At 63.0% G+C, this 16,395-nt stretch carries 10 protein-coding genes; 1 reads left to right on the forward strand and 9 read right to left on the reverse strand.

Annotated elements, in window-relative coordinates; translation table 11 throughout:
• Nucleotides 1-22: 22 nt before the first annotated feature.
• The 6 genes from tuf to rpoB form a co-directional block, all read right to left on the reverse strand.
• Nucleotides 23-1,213, reverse strand: a complete 1,191-nt coding sequence (gene tuf, locus GC088_RS11455) for an elongation factor Tu (RefSeq protein ID WP_323959131.1) — start codon at nt 1,211-1,213, stop codon at nt 23-25.
• Nucleotides 1,214-1,334: 121 nt separating this feature from the next.
• Nucleotides 1,335-3,449, reverse strand: a complete 2,115-nt coding sequence (fusA, locus tag GC088_RS11460; RefSeq protein ID WP_323959132.1) for an elongation factor G — start codon at nt 3,447-3,449, stop codon at nt 1,335-1,337.
• Between the two features lie 82 nt (nt 3,450-3,531).
• Nucleotides 3,532-4,002 carry a 30S ribosomal protein S7 gene (rpsG, locus tag GC088_RS11465; RefSeq protein WP_026545667.1) on the reverse strand — a complete coding sequence of 157 codons (471 nt, stop codon included), beginning with the start codon at nt 4,000-4,002 and terminating at the stop codon, nt 3,532-3,534.
• A 1-nt stretch (nt 4,003) separates the two neighbouring features.
• Nucleotides 4,004-4,378, reverse strand: a complete 375-nt coding sequence (rpsL, locus tag GC088_RS11470; RefSeq protein ID WP_026545668.1) for a 30S ribosomal protein S12 — start codon at nt 4,376-4,378, stop codon at nt 4,004-4,006.
• A 363-nt stretch (nt 4,379-4,741) separates the two neighbouring features.
• Entirely contained in the window at nt 4,742-8,635 is a 3,894-nt protein-coding gene (locus GC088_RS11475; RefSeq protein WP_323959133.1) for a DNA-directed RNA polymerase subunit beta', read from the reverse strand.
• Between the two features lie 180 nt (nt 8,636-8,815).
• Nucleotides 8,816-12,325, reverse strand: coding sequence for a DNA-directed RNA polymerase subunit beta (gene rpoB, locus GC088_RS11480; protein ID WP_323959134.1), 3,510 nt, complete (start codon nt 12,323-12,325; stop codon nt 8,816-8,818).
• A 384-nt stretch (nt 12,326-12,709) separates the two neighbouring features.
• Between rpoB and GC088_RS11485 the strand changes: the two genes are divergently transcribed.
• Nucleotides 12,710-13,912 (forward strand): acetyl-CoA C-acetyltransferase, encoded by a 1,203-nt coding sequence (locus GC088_RS11485; protein WP_323959135.1) that lies wholly within the window; start codon nt 12,710-12,712, stop codon nt 13,910-13,912.
• A gap of 87 nt (nt 13,913-13,999) precedes the next feature.
• Here GC088_RS11485 and rplL read toward each other — a convergent pair whose 3' ends face one another.
• The 3 genes from rplL to GC088_RS11500 form a co-directional block, all read right to left on the reverse strand.
• Complete coding sequence (gene rplL / locus GC088_RS11490) at nt 14,000-14,380, reverse strand: 50S ribosomal protein L7/L12 (RefSeq protein WP_323959136.1); 381 nt, start codon at nt 14,378-14,380, stop codon at nt 14,000-14,002.
• 59 nt (nt 14,381-14,439) lie between these two features.
• Nucleotides 14,440-15,030, reverse strand: a complete 591-nt coding sequence (rplJ, locus tag GC088_RS11495) for a 50S ribosomal protein L10 (protein WP_323959137.1) — start codon at nt 15,028-15,030, stop codon at nt 14,440-14,442.
• A gap of 267 nt (nt 15,031-15,297) precedes the next feature.
• The gene (locus tag GC088_RS11500; RefSeq protein ID WP_323959138.1) at nt 15,298-16,392 is read right to left on the reverse strand and encodes a GNAT family N-acetyltransferase; all 1,095 of its coding nucleotides are present in this window, start codon (nt 16,390-16,392) and stop codon (nt 15,298-15,300) included.
• Nucleotides 16,393-16,395 lie beyond the last annotated feature (3 nt).

The following is a 16,395-nucleotide window of genomic DNA, read 5'->3' on the forward strand; positions in this document are numbered from 1 at the left end:
ACCAGCAGTAGCGGTGAGGCTACTACTTGATGATCTTGGTGACGCGACCTGATCCAACGGTGCGGCCACCTTCGCGGATAGCGAAGCCGAGGCCCTCTTCCATAGCGATCGGCTGGATGAGCTCAACGGTCATCTCAGTGTTGTCGCCGGGCATGACCATCTCGGTGCCCTCGGGGAGGGTGATGACACCGGTGACGTCAGTGGTACGGAAGTAGAACTGCGGACGGTAGTTGGAGTAGAACGGGTTGTGACGACCGCCCTCGTCCTTGGCCAGGATGTAGACGTTGGCCTCGAAGTCGGTGTGCGGGGTGATCGAACCCGGCTTCACGATAACCTGGCCGCGCTCAACATCTTCGCGCTTGATGCCGCGGAGCAGCAGACCACAGTTCTCGCCTGCCCAAGCCTCGTCGAGCTGCTTGTGGAACATCTCGATACCGGTGACCGTGGTCTTCTGGATCGGGCGGATGCCGACGATCTCGACCTCGGAGTTGATGGCGAGGGTTCCACGCTCGGCGCGGCCGGTAACAACCGTTCCACGACCGGTGATGGTGAAGACGTCCTCAACAGGCATGAGGAACGGCTTGTCCTTGTCGCGAACCGGGTCAGGAACGTTGTTGTCAACGGCTTCCATGAGCTCCTCGACGGACTTGACCCACTCCGGGTCACCCTCGAGGGCCTTGAGGCCGGAAACGCGAACAACGGGAGCGTCGTCGCCGTCGAAGCCCTGCGAGCTCAGGAGCTCACGAACTTCCATCTCGACGAGGTCCAGCAGTTCCTCATCCTCAACCATGTCGGACTTGTTCAGCGCGACCAGCAGGTAGGGAACACCAACCTGGCGGGCGAGCAGAACGTGCTCGCGGGTCTGGGCCATCGGACCGTCGGTGGCGGCAACAACGAGGATGGCGCCATCCATCTGAGCCGCACCGGTGATCATGTTCTTGATGTAGTCAGCGTGGCCGGGAGCGTCGACGTGTGCGTAGTGACGCTTCTCGGTCTGGTACTCAACGTGCGAGATGTTGATGGTGATACCGCGCTGCTTCTCCTCGGGAGCCGAGTCGATCGACGCGAAGTCACGCTGCTCGTTGAGAGTGGGGTACTTGTCGTAAAGCACCTTGGAAATGGCAGCCGTCAACGTGGTCTTTCCATGGTCAACGTGACCGATGGTGCCGATGTTAACGTGCGGCTTAGTCCGCTCGAACTTTGCCTTCGCCACTGGTTCCTCCTAGAACGTTTTTAGAAGACTTGCTCCCCAGCCACGCTTCTCGCGGCTGAAACTCATGCAAGTCTACTGGGGGCTTTTATTTTGGTGAAATTAGGATCCGGACGGACCCGGGTTACTCTCCGCGAGTCTTCTGGATGATCTCGTCGGCTACTGCCTTCGGGACCTCAGAGTAGCTGTCGAACTGCATCGAGTAGACGGCGCGGCCCTGAGTCTTCGAGCGCAGGTCACCGATGTAGCCGAACATGCCGGACAGCGGCACGTGGGCACGGATAACCTTGACGCCGCTCGCGTCCTCCATGGACTGCATCTGACCGCGGCGGGAGTTCAGGTCGCCGATCACATCACCCATGTACTCCTCGGGCGTGCGGACTTCCACCTCCATCAGCGGTTCGAGCAGCACAGGCTTTGCCATGCGGGCTGCCTCCTTGAACGCCATGCGACCGGCGATCTTGAAGGCCATTTCGGAGGAGTCGACATCGTGGTAAGCGCCGTCAAGCAGCGTTGCCTTGATACCAACAACCGGGTACCCCGCGAGGATGCCGTCGTTGAGGGCATCCTGGATGCCTGCGTCGACGCTCGGGATGTACTCGCGCGGAACACGACCACCGGTGACCACGTTCTCGAACGCGTACAGCTCGCCCTCGGCGGTGTCCATCGGCTCGATCTTGATCTGGACCTTCGCGAACTGTCCGGATCCACCCGTCTGCTTCTTGTGGGTGTAGTCGTACTTCTCGACCGTGCCGCGGATGGTTTCGCGGTAGGCAACCTGGGGCTTGCCCACGTTCGCCTCGACCTTGAACTCGCGGCGCATGCGGTCCACGAGGATGTCCAGGTGGAGCTCGCCCATGCCGGCGATGATGGTCTGTCCGGTGTCCTCGTTGAGGGAGACCTGGAAGGTCGGGTCCTCGGCGGACAGCTTCTGGATAGCCGTGGAGAGCTTTTCCTGGTCGCCCTTGGTCTTGGGCTCGATCGCAACCGAGATAACCGGCTCCGGGAAGCTCATCGACTCGAGGACGATCGGGTTGGCAACATCAGCCAGGGTGTCACCGGTGGTGGTGTCCTTCAGGCCGATAGCCGCGTAGATGTGGCCCGCGAAGGCCTCTTCCACGGGGTTCTCCTTGTTGGCGTGCATCTGGAAGAGCTTTCCGATGCGCTCCTTCTTGCCCTTGGTGGAGTTGACCACCTGGGTGCCAGCAGTGACGTGGCCGGAGTACACGCGGATGAAGGTGAGCTGGCCGAAGAACGGGTGGGCTGCAACCTTGAACGCCAGTGCGGAGAAGGGCTCCTCCGTGCTCGGCTTACGGGTCAGCGAGGCATCCTCGTCGCGCGGGTCGTGACCAACCATGGCCGGAACGTCCAGCGGGGACGGCAGGTAGTCGATGACGGCATCGAGCATCGGCTGGACACCACGGTTCTTGAACGCAGAACCACAGAGAACCGGGTAGATCTCCGAGTTGATGGTCATCTTGCGGATGCCGGCCTTGAGCTCCTCGATGGTGGGCTCTTCGCCCTCGAGGTACTTGTTCATCAGCTCGTCCGAGGACTCGGCAACGGTCTCAACCAGGGCTGCGCGGTACTCCTCAGCCTTGGCCTGCAGGTCCGCCGGGATCTCCTGGATCTCGTACTTGGCGCCCATGGTCACGTCGCCCTTGGCGTCGCCCGGCCACACGAGGGCACGCATGTAGAGGAGGTCAACGACACCGATGAAGTCGTTCTCCGCACCGATCGGCAGCTGCATGACCAGCGGCTTGGCTCCGAGGCGGTTGATGATGGTGTCTACGGTGAAGTAGAAGTCAGCGCCCAGCTTGTCCATCTTGTTGACGAAGCAGATGCGGGGAACTTCGTACTTGTCAGCCTGGCGCCAAACGGTCTCGGACTGGGGCTCAACGCCCTCCTTGCCGTCGAACACTGCGACAGCGCCGTCGAGGACGCGCAGCGAGCGCTCAACCTCAACGGTGAAGTCCACGTGACCCGGGGTGTCGATGATGTTGATCTGGTTCTGCTCCCAGAAGCAGGTCACCGCGGCGCTGGTGATGGTGATGCCGCGTTCCTTTTCCTGTTCCATCCAGTCAGTCGTCGAGGCGCCGTCGTGCGTCTCGCCGATCTTGTGGTTTACACCCGTGTAGAACAGGATGCGCTCGGTAGTAGTGGTCTTGCCGGCATCAATGTGGGCCATGATGCCGATATTGCGGACCTTGTTGAGGTCGGTAAGCACGTCCTGTGCCACGGTGTCTCCCTTTTCTACGATGGAGTTCTACTGGACCGCCGGTCCCTTGCTCCCGGTAGGGAGCTCGGGACCGGCAGCGTGATTACCAGCGGTAGTGAGCGAAGGCCTTGTTGGACTCGGCCATCTTGTGAGTGTCTTCGCGGCGCTTCACAGCGGCACCCAGACCGTTCGAAGCATCGAGGATCTCGTTCTGGAGACGCTCGGTCATGGTCTTCTCGCGGCGAGCCTTCGAGTAACCGACCAGCCAGCGGAGGGCGAGGGCCGTGGATCGACCCGGCTTGACCTCAACCGGAACCTGGTAGGTGGCGCCACCGACACGGCGGGAGCGAACCTCGAGGGTTGGCTTGACGTTGTCCATCGCCTTCTTAAGGGCGGCAACCGGGTCGCCACCGGTCTTGGCGCGGGCGCCTTCGAGAGCGCCGTAGACAATGCGCTCAGCGGTGGACTTCTTGCCGTCGACGAGCACCTTGTTGATCAGCTGGGTGACCAGGGGTGAGCCGTAGACGGGATCTACAACGAGCGGCCGCTTCGGGGCCGGGCCCTTACGAGGCATATTACTTCTTCTCCATCTTTGCGCCGTAGCGGCTGCGAGCCTGCTTGCGGTTCTTCACGCCCTGGGTATCCAGTGCGCCGCGGACAATCTTGTAGCGCACACCGGGGAGGTCCTTCACACGACCGCCGCGGACCAGCACGATGGAGTGCTCCTGGAGGTTGTGTCCAACGCCCGGGATGTAGGCGGTTACTTCGATGCCGCCGTTGAGGCGGACACGGGCGACCTTCCGCAGAGCCGAGTTCGGCTTCTTCGGGGTGGTGGTGTAAACACGGGTGCAGACACCGCGCTTCATGGGGCTGCCCTTCAGTGCGGGCGCCTTGGTCTTGGAGACCTTAGGTGACCGGCCCTTGCGGACCAGCTGGTTAATGGTAGGCACTTCTCAGTTCTCCGTATGTTGTCTTGAGATCAGATCTCTGCTGGCTTTCCCGTCAGTCCCGGCCGCCGGCCGGAATCAAGGTCAAGCTTTGTCAGTCGTTTGGCGAGCCTACTGTTGCGCTGCCGAAAAACGACTGTAGGCGTGCAAAAATGTGGCATTCGTTGTACAAGTTCCCTACAACCCGGAGATACGTTCAAAGACCTGGCCAAAAGACAAGCAATAGGGCCATTGGTCGAAAGACGCCAATCCACTGCCACACAAACAATTACCAACAAGTCTACCAGACACAGCGAAGGGGTCCGGACTGTGCAGTCCGGACCCCTTTGCGTATCAGTTCACCGATCAGTGTGAACCAGGCTATTCCTAGCGGAAGTCGCCCGACCCCATGTCGTAGTCATCCAGCGGGATGGCGTGGAACTCGGGGCTGAGGCCGCCGTCGACACCTGCGTAGTCAAAGTCGCTGAACGCGCTCGGACCGGTGAACAGGTTGGCCTTGGCTTCCTCGGTGGGCTCGACCGTGATCTTCGTGTAGCGGTCCAGGCCGGTACCGGCCGGGATGAGCTTACCGATGATGACGTTCTCCTTGAGGCCGAGCAACGGGTCGCTCTTGCCTTCCATGGCGGCCTGCGTGAGGACACGCGTGGTCTCCTGGAAGGAAGCGGCCGACAGCCAGGACTCGGTCGCGAGCGATGCCTTGGTGATACCCATGAGCTCGGGACGGCCGGAAGCCGGCTTCTTGCCCTCGGATACCACGCGGCGGTTCTCGTCCTCGAAGCGGCGGCGCTCTGCCAGCTCACCGGGGAGCAGCTCGGAGTCGCCGGACTCGATGACGGTCACGCGACGCAGCATCTGCCGGACGATGACTTCCACGTGCTTGTCGTGGATGCCTACGCCCTGGCTGCGGTACACGCGCTGAACCTCGTCCACCAGGAACTCCTGGGCCTTGCGCGGGCCGAGGATACGGAGGATCTGCTTGGGATCCACCGCACCGAAGACCAGCTGCTGGCCGACCTCGACGTGGTCGCCGTCGGCAACCAGCAGGCGCGCACGACGCAGGACGGGGTACGCGATCTCTTCCGAGCCGTCGTCCGGGGTGACCACGATGCGCAGCTGCTTCTCTGCGTCCTCGATGGTGATCCGGCCGGCAACCTCGGAGATCGGCGCAACACCCTTCGGGGTACGCGCTTCGAAGAGCTCCTGGATACGGGGCAGACCCTGGGTGATGTCCTCAGCGGAAGCAACACCACCGGTGTGGAAGGTACGCATGGTCAGCTGGGTACCGGGCTCACCGATCGACTGGGCCGCGATGATGCCGACTGCCTCGCCGATGTCCACGGTCTTGCCGGTGGCCAGCGAGCGTCCGTAGCACAGGGCACAGGTGCCGACGCTGGACTCACAGGTCAGGACTGAACGGACCTTGATGTCGGTGACACCGGCCGCGAACAGCTTGTTGATCAGCACGTCGCCGACGTCGGAGCCCGCAGGTGCCAGCACCTCGCCGTTGGAGTCAACGACGTCGGTTGCCAGCGTACGTGCGTACGCCGAGTTCTCGACTTCCTCGTGCAGGACCAGCTCGCCGTCGTGGTTGGGAACCGCGATGGTCACGTTCAGGCCGCGCTCGGTACCGCAGTCGTCCTCGCGGACGATGACGTCCTGGGACACGTCGACGAGACGACGGGTCAGGTAACCCGAGTTCGCCGTACGCAGAGCGGTATCGGCCAGACCCTTACGGGCACCGTGGGTTGCGATGAAGTACTCCAGAACCGACAGGCCCTCACGGTAGGAGGACTTGATCGGACGGGGGATGATCTCGCCCTTCGGGTTTGCCACCAGGCCACGGATACCCGCGATCTGGCGTACCTGCAGCCAGTTACCACGTGCACCGGAGGACACCATGCGGTTGATGGTGTTGTTCTTCGGCATGGCACTGCGCATGGACTCGGCAACCTCGTTGGTCGCCTTGTTCCAGATGTCGATCAGTTCCTGACGACGCTCCTCATCAGCGATGAGGCCCTTGTCGAACTGGCCCTGGACCTTGGCGGCCTGCGCCTCGTAGCCCTCCATGATTCCGGCCTTGTTGATCGGCGCGGAGATGTCGGAGATGGCCACGGTGACGCCCGAGCGGGTTGCCCAGTAGAAGCCGGCATCCTTCAGGTTGTCCAGCGTTGCCGCGGTAACGACCTTCGGGTAGCGCTCTGCGAGATCGTTGACGATCGTCGAGAGCTGGCCCTTGTCCGCAACCTTGTCCACCCACGGGTAGTCCTCGGGCAGCGTGTCGTTGAACAGCACCTGGCCGAGCGTGGTGTCGATCAGCGCAGGGGTGCCCTCTTCCCAGCCTTCAGGGGCAGGGGTGTCGGGACCCGGCACGAAGTTCGGCACACGGATCTTCACCACGGAGTTCAGGTGCAGCTCACCGGCGTCGAACGCCATGATCGCCTCGGCAGGGCTGGAGAAGACGCGCCCCTCCCCTACCGAACCTTCACGCTTGGTGGTCAGGTGGTGCAGACCGATGATCATGTCCTGCGAGGGCAGGGTCACCGGGCGGCCGTCCGACGGCTTCAGGATGTTGTTCGAGGACAGCATCAGGATGCGTGCTTCAGCCTGGGCCTCCGGGCTCAGCGGCAGGTGGACTGCCATCTGGTCGCCGTCGAAGTCAGCGTTGAACGCCCCACAGACGAGCGGGTGCAGCTGAAGGGCCTTGCCTTCAACCAGCTGCGGCTCGAACGCCTGGATGCCGAGGCGGTGCAGGGTTGGTGCACGGTTCAGCAGCACGGGGTGTTCGGTGATGATCTCTTCAAGGACATCCCAGACCTGCGGGCGGTAGCGCTCGACCATCCGCTTGGCGCTCTTGATGTTCTGTGCGTGGTTGAGGTCAACCAGGCGCTTCATCACGAACGGCTTGAAGAGCTCCAGGGCCATCTGCTTGGGCAGACCGCACTGGTGCAGCTTCAGCTGCGGACCGACGACGATGACCGAACGGCCCGAGTAGTCAACGCGCTTTCCGAGCAGGTTCTGACGGAAACGACCCTGCTTGCCCTTGAGCATGTCGGAGAGCGACTTCAGCGGGCGGTTGCCCGGTCCGGTGACCGGACGGCCGCGGCGGCCGTTGTCGAACAGGGAGTCAACAGCTTCCTGGAGCATGCGCTTTTCGTTGTTCACGATGATCTCGGGCGCACCGAGGTCGAGCAGGCGCTTCAGGCGGTTGTTGCGGTTGATCACGCGGCGGTAGAGGTCGTTGAGGTCGGAGGTCGCGAAGCGGCCACCGTCCAGCTGGACCATCGGGCGCAGTTCCGGCGGGATCACCGGTACGGCGTCGAGCACCATGCCGAGCGGGCTGTTGGTGGTGGTGAGGAATGCGTTGACAACCTTCAGGCGCTTGAGGGCGCGGGTCTTGCGCTGTCCCTTGCCGTTCTGGATGGTGTCGCGCAGCATGTCGGCCTCGGCCTGCATGTCGAAGTTCTCGAGGCGCTTCTTGATCGCCTCGGCTCCCATGGAGCCTTCGAAGTAGAGACCGTAGCGGTCACGCAGCTCGCGGTACAGGCCCTCGTCACCTTCGAGGTCGGCGACCTTGAGGTTCTTGAAGCGGTCCCAGACCTGCTCGAGGCGCTCGATCTCGGCGTCGGCACGCTTGCGGACATTCGCCATCTGGCGGTCTGCGGAGTCGCGGGCCTTCTTCTTGTCGGCAGCCTTGGCGCCTTCACCCTCGAGGCGGGCAAGCTCGTCCTCAAGGTCGCGGGCGATCGCAGCGATGTCGGAGTCGCGCTGGTCGACGAGCTGCTTCTTCTCGAGGTCGTGCTCGGCCTGGAGGTTGGGCAGTTCGGCGTGGCGGTTCTCTTCGTCAACCGAGGTGATCATGTAGGCGGCGAAGTAGATGACCTTCTCGAGGTCCTTCGGTGCCAGGTCAAGGAGGTAGCCAAGGCGCGACGGAACACCCTTGAAGTACCAGATGTGGGTTACGGGCGCGGCGAGCTCGATGTGGCCCATGCGCTCGCGGCGAACCTTTGCACGGGTGACCTCAACGCCACACCGCTCACAGATGATGCCCTTGAAGCGGACGCGCTTGTACTTGCCGCAGTAGCATTCCCAGTCGCGCGAGGGGCCGAAAATCTTCTCGCAGAAGAGTCCGTCCTTCTCAGGCTTGAGAGTGCGGTAGTTGATGGTTTCCGGCTTCTTGACTTCGCCGTACGACCAGCCGCGGATCTCTTCCGCGGTGGCCAGGCCGATTCGCATGAGGCCGAATGAGGATTCGCTGGACATGTGGTCCCTGTCTCTCTTTATCTCTAAATTCCAGAAGTCTTATGGGGTGCGGCGAGGAACGGTGTCTAGAACCGGTTCAGGGAGGTGCCCGGAGGAAGGCGGCTTCAATATTTCAAGGCCGCCCGCGGCCGCCGAAATTTCGTTGCCGCCGTTCCGGGCACCGGACTGAACCAGTACCGACTAGACCTCCTCGACAGAACTCGGCTCGGCCCGTGAGAGGTCGATGCCCAGCTCTTCCGCGGCCCGGAAGACTTCTTCATCCGAGTCACGCATCTCAATCGTGGTGCCGTCGGTGGAGAGGACTTCCACGTTCAGGCACAGCGACTGCATTTCCTTGATCAGAACCTTGAAGGATTCGGGAACACCCGGTTCGGGGATGTTCTCGCCCTTGACGATTGCCTCGTACACCTTGACGCGTCCGTGGATGTCGTCGGACTTGATGGTCAGGAGCTCCTGCAGCGTGTAGGCCGCACCGTAGGCCTCGAGGGCCCACACTTCCATCTCACCGAAGCGCTGTCCGCCGAACTGTGCCTTACCGCCCAGCGGCTGCTGGGTGATCATGGAGTACGGACCGGTGGACCGGGCGTGGATCTTGTCGTCCACCAGGTGGTGGAGCTTCAGGATGTACATGTAGCCGACGGAGATCGGGTCCGGGAACGGCTCGCCGGAGCGGCCGTCGAACAGGCGGGCCTTGCCGGAGCCGTCGACCAGGCGGTCACCGTCGCGGGTGACGTTGGTCGAGTTAAGCAGGCCGACGATCTCGTCCTCGGTGGCGCCGTCGAACACGGGGGTTGCAACGGTGGTGGAACCGACCTCGCGGGGCAGGTTGGGGAGGTTCTTCAGCCACTCGGGCTCGCCCTCAATCTTCCAGCCCTGCTTGGCAGCCCATCCGAGGTGGATCTCAAGAACCTGTCCCACGTTCATACGGCCCGGAACACCCAGCGGGTTCAGGACGATGTCGACGGGGGTGCCGTCCTCGAGGAACGGCATGTCCTCGATGGGCAGGATCTTGGAGATAACACCCTTGTTGCCGTGGCGGCCGGCGAGCTTGTCGCCGTCTGTGATCTTGCGCTTCTGGGCGACGTAGACGCGGACGAGCTGGTTGACGCCCGGGGGCAGTTCGTCGTCGTTGTCGCGGTCGAAGATGCGCACGCCGATGACGGTGCCCGACTCGCCGTGGGGAACCTTCAGGGAGGTGTCGCGAACCTCGCGGCTCTTCTCGCCGAAGATGGCGCGGAGCAGGCGCTCCTCCGGGGTCAGCTCAGTCTCACCCTTGGGGGTGACACGCCCGACCAGGATGTCGCCGGCTTCAACCTCTGCACCGATGTGGATGATGCCGCGCTCATCGAGGGCGGACAGCACTTCCTCGGACACGTTCGGGATGTCGCGGGTGATTTCCTCGGCACCGAGCTTGGTGTCGCGGGCGTCAACCTCGTGCTCCTCGATGTGGATCGAGGTCAGGACGTCGTCGGAAACGACGCGCTGGGACAGGATGATCGCGTCCTCGAAGTTGTGGCCTTCCCAGGACATGAACGCAACGAGCATGTTCTTGCCGAGCGCCAGTTCACCCTGGTCGGTCGACGGACCGTCAGCGATGATGCTGTTGTACTCTACGCGGTCGCCCTCGGCGACCAGGACGCGCTGGTTGTAAGCGTTGCCCTGGTTGGAGCGTGCGAACTTCATGATCGGGTAGTTGGTCTCGGTGCCGTCGTCGTTCAGCACCGTCACCAGGTCTGCGGAGACCTCGGTGACGACGCCGGCCTTGTTGGCGGTGACTGCGTCACCGGCGTCGACTGCGGCGTACTTCTCCATGCCGGTACCAACGAGCGGACGCTCGGAACGCAGCAGCGGCACAGCCTGGCGCTGCATGTTGGCGCCCATGAGCGCGCGGTTGGCGTCGTCGTGCTCGAGGAACGGAATCAGCGCGGTGGCGACGGACACCATCTGGCGCGGGGAAACGTCCATGTACTCAACGTCGGTTGCCTCAACGAGGACGGGCTCGCCCGAACCACCACGGGTACGCACGAGGACCATGTCCTCTTCGAACTTGTTGTTCGAATCCAGCGGCGCATTTGCCTGCGCGATGAGGCGCTCGACCTCGTCGTCTGCCGTGAGGTAGTCGATCTGGTCGGTGACGACGCCGTTCTCCACCTTGCGGTACGGGGTCTCGATGAAGCCGAAGGTGTTGATGCGGCCATAGGACGCCAGCGAACCGATCAGACCGATGTTCGGGCCTTCAGGGGTTTCGATGGGGCACATACGTCCGTAGTGCGACGGGTGGACGTCACGGACTTCCATGCCGGCGCGGTCACGGGACAGACCACCGGGGCCCAGCGCGGAGAGGCGGCGCTTGTGCGTCAGTCCGGCGAGCGGGTTGTTCTGGTCCATGAACTGCGACAGCTGGGAGGTTCCGAAGAACTCCTTGATGGCAGCAACGACCGGGCGGATGTTGATCAGGGTCTGCGGCGTGATTGCCTCGACGTCCTGGGTGGTCATGCGCTCACGGACAACGCGCTCCATGCGGGACAGGCCGGTGCGGACCTGGTTCTCGATGAGCTCGCCGACCGCGCGGATGCGGCGGTTGCCGAAGTGGTCGATGTCATCGACCTCGACGCGCAGTTCGACATCCTCACCGTCGCGCTTGCCCATGATGGAGGTCTCGCCGGCGTGCAGGGCAACGAGGAACTTGATCATCGCGACGATGTCGTCGATGTTCAGTACCGAAGCGTCAGTGTCGCTGAGGCTCTTGTCGATGCCGAGCTTGCGGTTGATCTTGTACCGGCCAACCTTCGCCAGGTCGTAGCGCTTGGGGTTGAAGTACAGGTTGTCGAGCAGGGTCTTGGCAGCCTCGACCGTGGGCGGCTCTCCCGGACGGAGCTTGCGGTAGATGTCCAGCAGGGCATCTTCCTGGGTCTCCGTTGCGTCCTTCTCCAGGGTGGCGCGGATGGAGTCGTAGTTGCCGAAGGTCTCGAGGATCTGGCCCTCGGTCCAGCCGAGCGCCTTCAGGAGGACGGTGACGGACTGCTTGCGCTTGCGGTCAAGGCGAACGCCGACCTGGTCGCGCTTGTCGATCTCGAGCTCGAACCAGGCACCACGGGACGGGATGATCTTCGCGCTGAAGATGTCCTTGTCGCTGGTCTTGTCCGCGGCGCGCTCGAAGTAGGCGCCCGGGGAACGAACGAGCTGGGAGACGACAACACGCTCGGTGCCGTTGATGACGAAGGTTCCCTTTTCGGTCATCAGCGGGAAATCGCCCATGAACACGGTCTGCTGCTTGATTTCGCCCGTGTTGTTGTTCATGAACTCGGCCTTGACGTACAGCGGAGCCGCGTACGTTGCGTCGCGGTCCTTGCACTCGGCCATGGTGTACTTGGGATCAGCGAATTCCGGCTCCGAGAAGCTCAGGGACATGGTGCCCTGGAAGTCCTCAATCGGAGAGATCTCTTCAAAGATGTCAGACAGGCCGGAGGTGGTGGCCACACCTTGGACACCCTGCTCCAGCGCCTCTTCCACGCGCGCCTTCCAGCGCTCGTTGCCGACGAGCCAGTCGAAGCTGTCCGTCTGCAGTGCGAGAAGATTGGGAACGTCCAGCGGTTCGTGAATCTTTGCGAATGTCAGCCGGGGTGCGGCGCCGTCGGCGTCGACCTGGCTGGTAGCGGTTGCATTATTTGAGGTGCTCGGGGCGACCAAGAGGGATCCTTCCACAGACCAACAGGCGTGTTGTTACGATCACTCCCCGCACCGTGTACGGTGCCAACCTGACGCCTGCATCCGCTCGCCGGAAACCTTCACAGGGAACCTGCGCGATATCCGTTAAATGGCGAATGCGTGGCAAAGCCCACCGCTATATGAAGGCTGAGGTTTGAGGGAAGACGCAAATATCTACTGTACGTCAGGGTAGCGACAATGTCCAACCGGATGTGGTATACGGGAGGATTCCCATTGCCTGCCTCTCCGTGGTCCGCAGAAGATCTCGGTAAATGACCATTAGCTCAGGCGGGCGTAACCTTGGAACTGCCACGAGCGCATCCCAAGGCTCCATCCTATTCAAAGACGAAAGCGAGCGAGACCTCCATGAACAGTCTTGAGCAAAATCCCCAGGACGTTGTCATCGTGGGAGGTGCGCGTACCCCCACCGGCAGGCTCAATGGGCAGTTGTCGGCGTTCACCGCCGTCGAACTCGGTGCCTTCGCCGTGAGCGCGGCACTGGAACGTTCCGGCGTGGCCCCGGCAGACGTGGACACCGTGATCATGGGCCACGTGGTCCAGGCGGGCTGCGGCCAGAACCCCGCCCGGCAGACCTCCATCAGGGCAGGCATCGGCTGGGACGTGCCCACCGTCACGATCAACAAGGTCTGCCTCTCAGGGCTGACGGCAGTGATAGACGCGGCCCGGATGATCCGCGCCGGCGAGGCGACCGTCGTCGTCGCCGGCGGTCAGGAATCGATGAGCCGTGGCCCGCATCTGCTGCCGGGCGCGCGCCAGGGCTGGACCTACGGAACAATGTCCGCGCTGGACTCGGTTGCCCACGACGGCCTGACCGATGCCTTCGACCACGAATCGATGGGCGCCTCGACCGAACGCGGCAACGGCACCCTTGGGATTGACCGGACCGCCCAGGACGAGGTAGCCGCTTCGTCGCACCAGCGGGCGGCGGCCGCCATCGAGACGGGCGTCTTCAAGGACGAGATCGTCCCGGTCAACGTGCCCCAGCGCAAGGGCGAGGACCTGATTGTGGACACTGACGAGGGCGTCCGGCCGAACACCACGGTGGAGACCCTCGCCGGGCTGCGGCCGGCCTTCAGCAAGGACGGCACCATCACTGCCGGCAACTCCTCTCCCCTGTCCGACGGCGCTGCAGCTCTGGTACTCACCTCCCGGCAGAATGCGGAAGAGAAGGGACTGGAGATCCTTGCCGTCGTCGGCCGTCCAGGACAGGTGGCCGGGCCCGACAACTCACTGCACTCCCAACCTTCCCGGGCCATCAGCCAGGCCCTCGAGCGGGCGGGCTGGAGCACTGGGGACCTCGATTTCATCGAAATCAACGAGGCGTTCGGCTCGGTAGCGTGCCAGTCCCTGAAGGACCTCGATTTCCCCATGGAGAAGTGCAACATCCACGGCGGCGCGATTGCGCTCGGACACGCGATCGGCGCATCAGGAGCAAGGCTTGCCCTGCACGCTGCCGCCGAACTCAAGCGCCGCGGCAGCGGCAAGGCGGCTGTGTCGCTCTGCGGCGGCGGAGGCCAGGGAGAAGCGCTGCTGCTGTACCGCAACTAGGCAGCTGACCGGGGCACCCCGCGCAGCCAAGAAAAAAGCAGCCCCGGAACCGAGCGGTTCCGGGGCTGCTTCGTGAAGTAAGAAAACTTACTTGAGGGTGACGGAAGCGCCAGCGGCCTCGAGGGCCTCCTTGGCCTTCTCTGCCGTCTCCTTGTTGGCGCCTTCGAGGACAGCCTTGGGAGCGCCGTCGACCAGGTCCTTGGCTTCCTTGAGGCCGAGGGAGGTGAGGGCACGAACTTCCTTGATGACTGCGATCTTCTTGTCGCCGGCAGCTTCGAGGATGACGTCGAAGGAGTCCTTCTCTTCCTCAGCAGCTTCGCCTGCGCCGCCACCGGCGGGGCCGGCAACTGCAACAGCAGCAGCGGTAACGTCGAAGGTCTCCTCGAACAGCTTTACGAAGTCCGAGAGTTCGATGATGGTCAGTTCCTTGAAGGCTTCAATGAGCTCTTCGTTGGTGAGCTTCGCCATGGCAAAAGCATCCTTCCTGGTATGGTGCGCGGAGCACCGGAGATTGGTGGGCGAGAAGGTCAGTTCTCTTCGGCAGCTGCTTCTGCAGCCTCGGCAGGAGCTGCATCCGCTGCTGCGGGTGCCTCTTCTGCGGCGGGAGCTTCGGCGGCTGCAGGTGCAGCGTCCCCGTTCTCCTCCAGCTTGATGCGCAGGGCATCAACGGTGCGGGCAAGTGCGGACATGGGCGCCTTGAGGACACCTGCGACACGGGCCAGCTGGAACTCACGCGACTCGAGAGCAGCAAGCGCGGTTACCGCCTGGGCGTCGAGAGCCTTGCCCTCGAAGTAACCGGTCTTGATGATGAGCTGTGGGTTGCTCTTCGCGAAATCCGTCAGGCTCTTTGCCGCAGCAACGGCGTCGCCCTTGATGAAGGCGATTGCAGTGGGGCCGGCGAGCTGGCCATCGAACGCGTCGATGCCGGCTTCCTTGGCTGCAATGCCAGTCAGGGTGTTCTTGACGACAGCGTACTTGGTCTCCGCGCCGAGCGAGCGACGCAGTTCCTTGAGCTGTGCAACGGAGAGCCCACGGTATTCGGTTAGGACAGCAGCGGTGGATTCCTTGAAATCAGTAGTGATTTCCTCCACGGCCGAAACCTTTGTTGGCGTTGCCATAACCCTCCTTCCGGGGAATTGGTGCCGGCTGCGGTTCCAATAAAAACGCCCCGCGCAGCTGCACGGGGCTGAATCACAGCGGGACACAGAGTCCTGCGGAAAGACAAGCTTCGTTCACCTGCGCTGGCCGCCCTGACGGGAACTTTCAGATGGACGCCCGCGCACACATCCGAGTTGGAGTGGTGAGGGTGAACATCGACCGACGGTCTTTGGTAGTTCAAGCTTACGGGACGCGTAGCACCCGACCAAATCGGGCAGGGCCGGGTGCTACGCTTCGAGCTTCTTCTGCCAGGCGGCGGTGTAACCCTCAGGGGCGAAACCCAATTCAATATTGACACTGAGCATGTGCCGGTTTTCCTCGGCGTTCCAGGTGTAGATCCGCTGCGCTCCCGGCCAGACCGCGGCCACGGCAAGCAGGTTTGCAGCCTTCAGCCACATTCCCAGCCGGTGCCCCCGATGCTCCGACAGCACCAATGTGTCCTCCTGGTACACGATGTTCGGCTTCTCGGCACGCCGCTCCAGGAACGTGTGCCCGACCAGCCGTCCGGTTGGCTTGTGAAGCACGGCCCGCACCAGGCTGCTGCCGCCTTCCCGCGCAAGCCTGTCCTCATCTTCGCGGACGCGCCCACCGTCCCACACCTCTTCCTCCCAGTCCAGCTCCCCCATGGGCACATCAGTACTCATGGTCTTGCGGAGCTGCGCATACTGCTCAAGTAGTTCATCCGGGCAGCGGTCGACCCAGTCGACGACGGCGTAGTCCGCTCCCGCTTTCTGCTGCGCTTCCGCAGCAAGCGCCTCCAGCGCGGTTGGTTCCCCGCCCACCGGTAGAACACTGCAGCGGTCCACCTGGGCGAGACTGAACCCCTCCCGAATTGCAAACCTGGCAGCGAGGCTGGCGGCGGGGTAGGCGCCTGCACCGGTGGCTGGTACCAGCACATCCTGGCTGGGATCAAAGTCGGCACGGTGGTCCGTCCAGCCCATCAGGATCGAGCGGCTGTTTTCGAGCGCGTGCCGCTCTACGGCGTCGTACAGCGCGGACCCGACGCCCCGGCGCCGAAAGTCGGGGTGGACCAGAACCAGCGCGTAACAGGTCTGGAGGTTGTCGGTCAGCGGCACGTCGACAAGTGCCTTGCCGATGATGCGGTCGCCGTCGTAAGCAAGGTAGGTGGAGCGGTCCTCATAGCCGTTGGGGCGCGCACTCTCGAAGCGGGTCTTCGCGCTGTGGCAATGATCGTCATTCCCCCAGATCTCCCGCTCGATGATGTTGCTGAGATCCGAGGCTTCGATGAACGGACGGGCATCCGGACCTTCAAGGGACTCCGGAAGCTGGTAGCGCTGGATGCTGATCTGGGCAGTAGCCATGCA

The organism is Arthrobacter sp. JZ12 (assembly GCF_035189165.1).
In the GTDB taxonomy this organism is placed as follows: Bacteria; Actinomycetota; Actinomycetes; order Actinomycetales; family Micrococcaceae; genus Arthrobacter_D.

Bases quoted from the DNA above. Each gene is read 5' to 3' on its own strand.
- GC088_RS11475 (WP_323959133.1), bottom strand. From the start codon at position 8,635: ATGTCCAGCGAATCCTCATTCGGCCTCATGCGAATCGGCCTGGCCACC.
- rpsG (WP_026545667.1), bottom strand. From the start codon at position 4,002: ATGCCTCGTAAGGGCCCGGCCCCGAAGCGGCCGCTCGTTGTAGATCCC.
- GC088_RS11485 (WP_323959135.1), top strand. From the start codon at position 12,710: ATGAACAGTCTTGAGCAAAATCCCCAGGACGTTGTCATCGTGGGAGGT.
- rplL (WP_323959136.1), bottom strand. From the start codon at position 14,380: ATGGCGAAGCTCACCAACGAAGAGCTCATTGAAGCCTTCAAGGAACTG.
- rplJ (WP_323959137.1), bottom strand. From the start codon at position 15,030: ATGGCAACGCCAACAAAGGTTTCGGCCGTGGAGGAAATCACTACTGAT.
- GC088_RS11500 (WP_323959138.1), bottom strand. From the start codon at position 16,392: ATGGCTACTGCCCAGATCAGCATCCAGCGCTACCAGCTTCCGGAGTCC.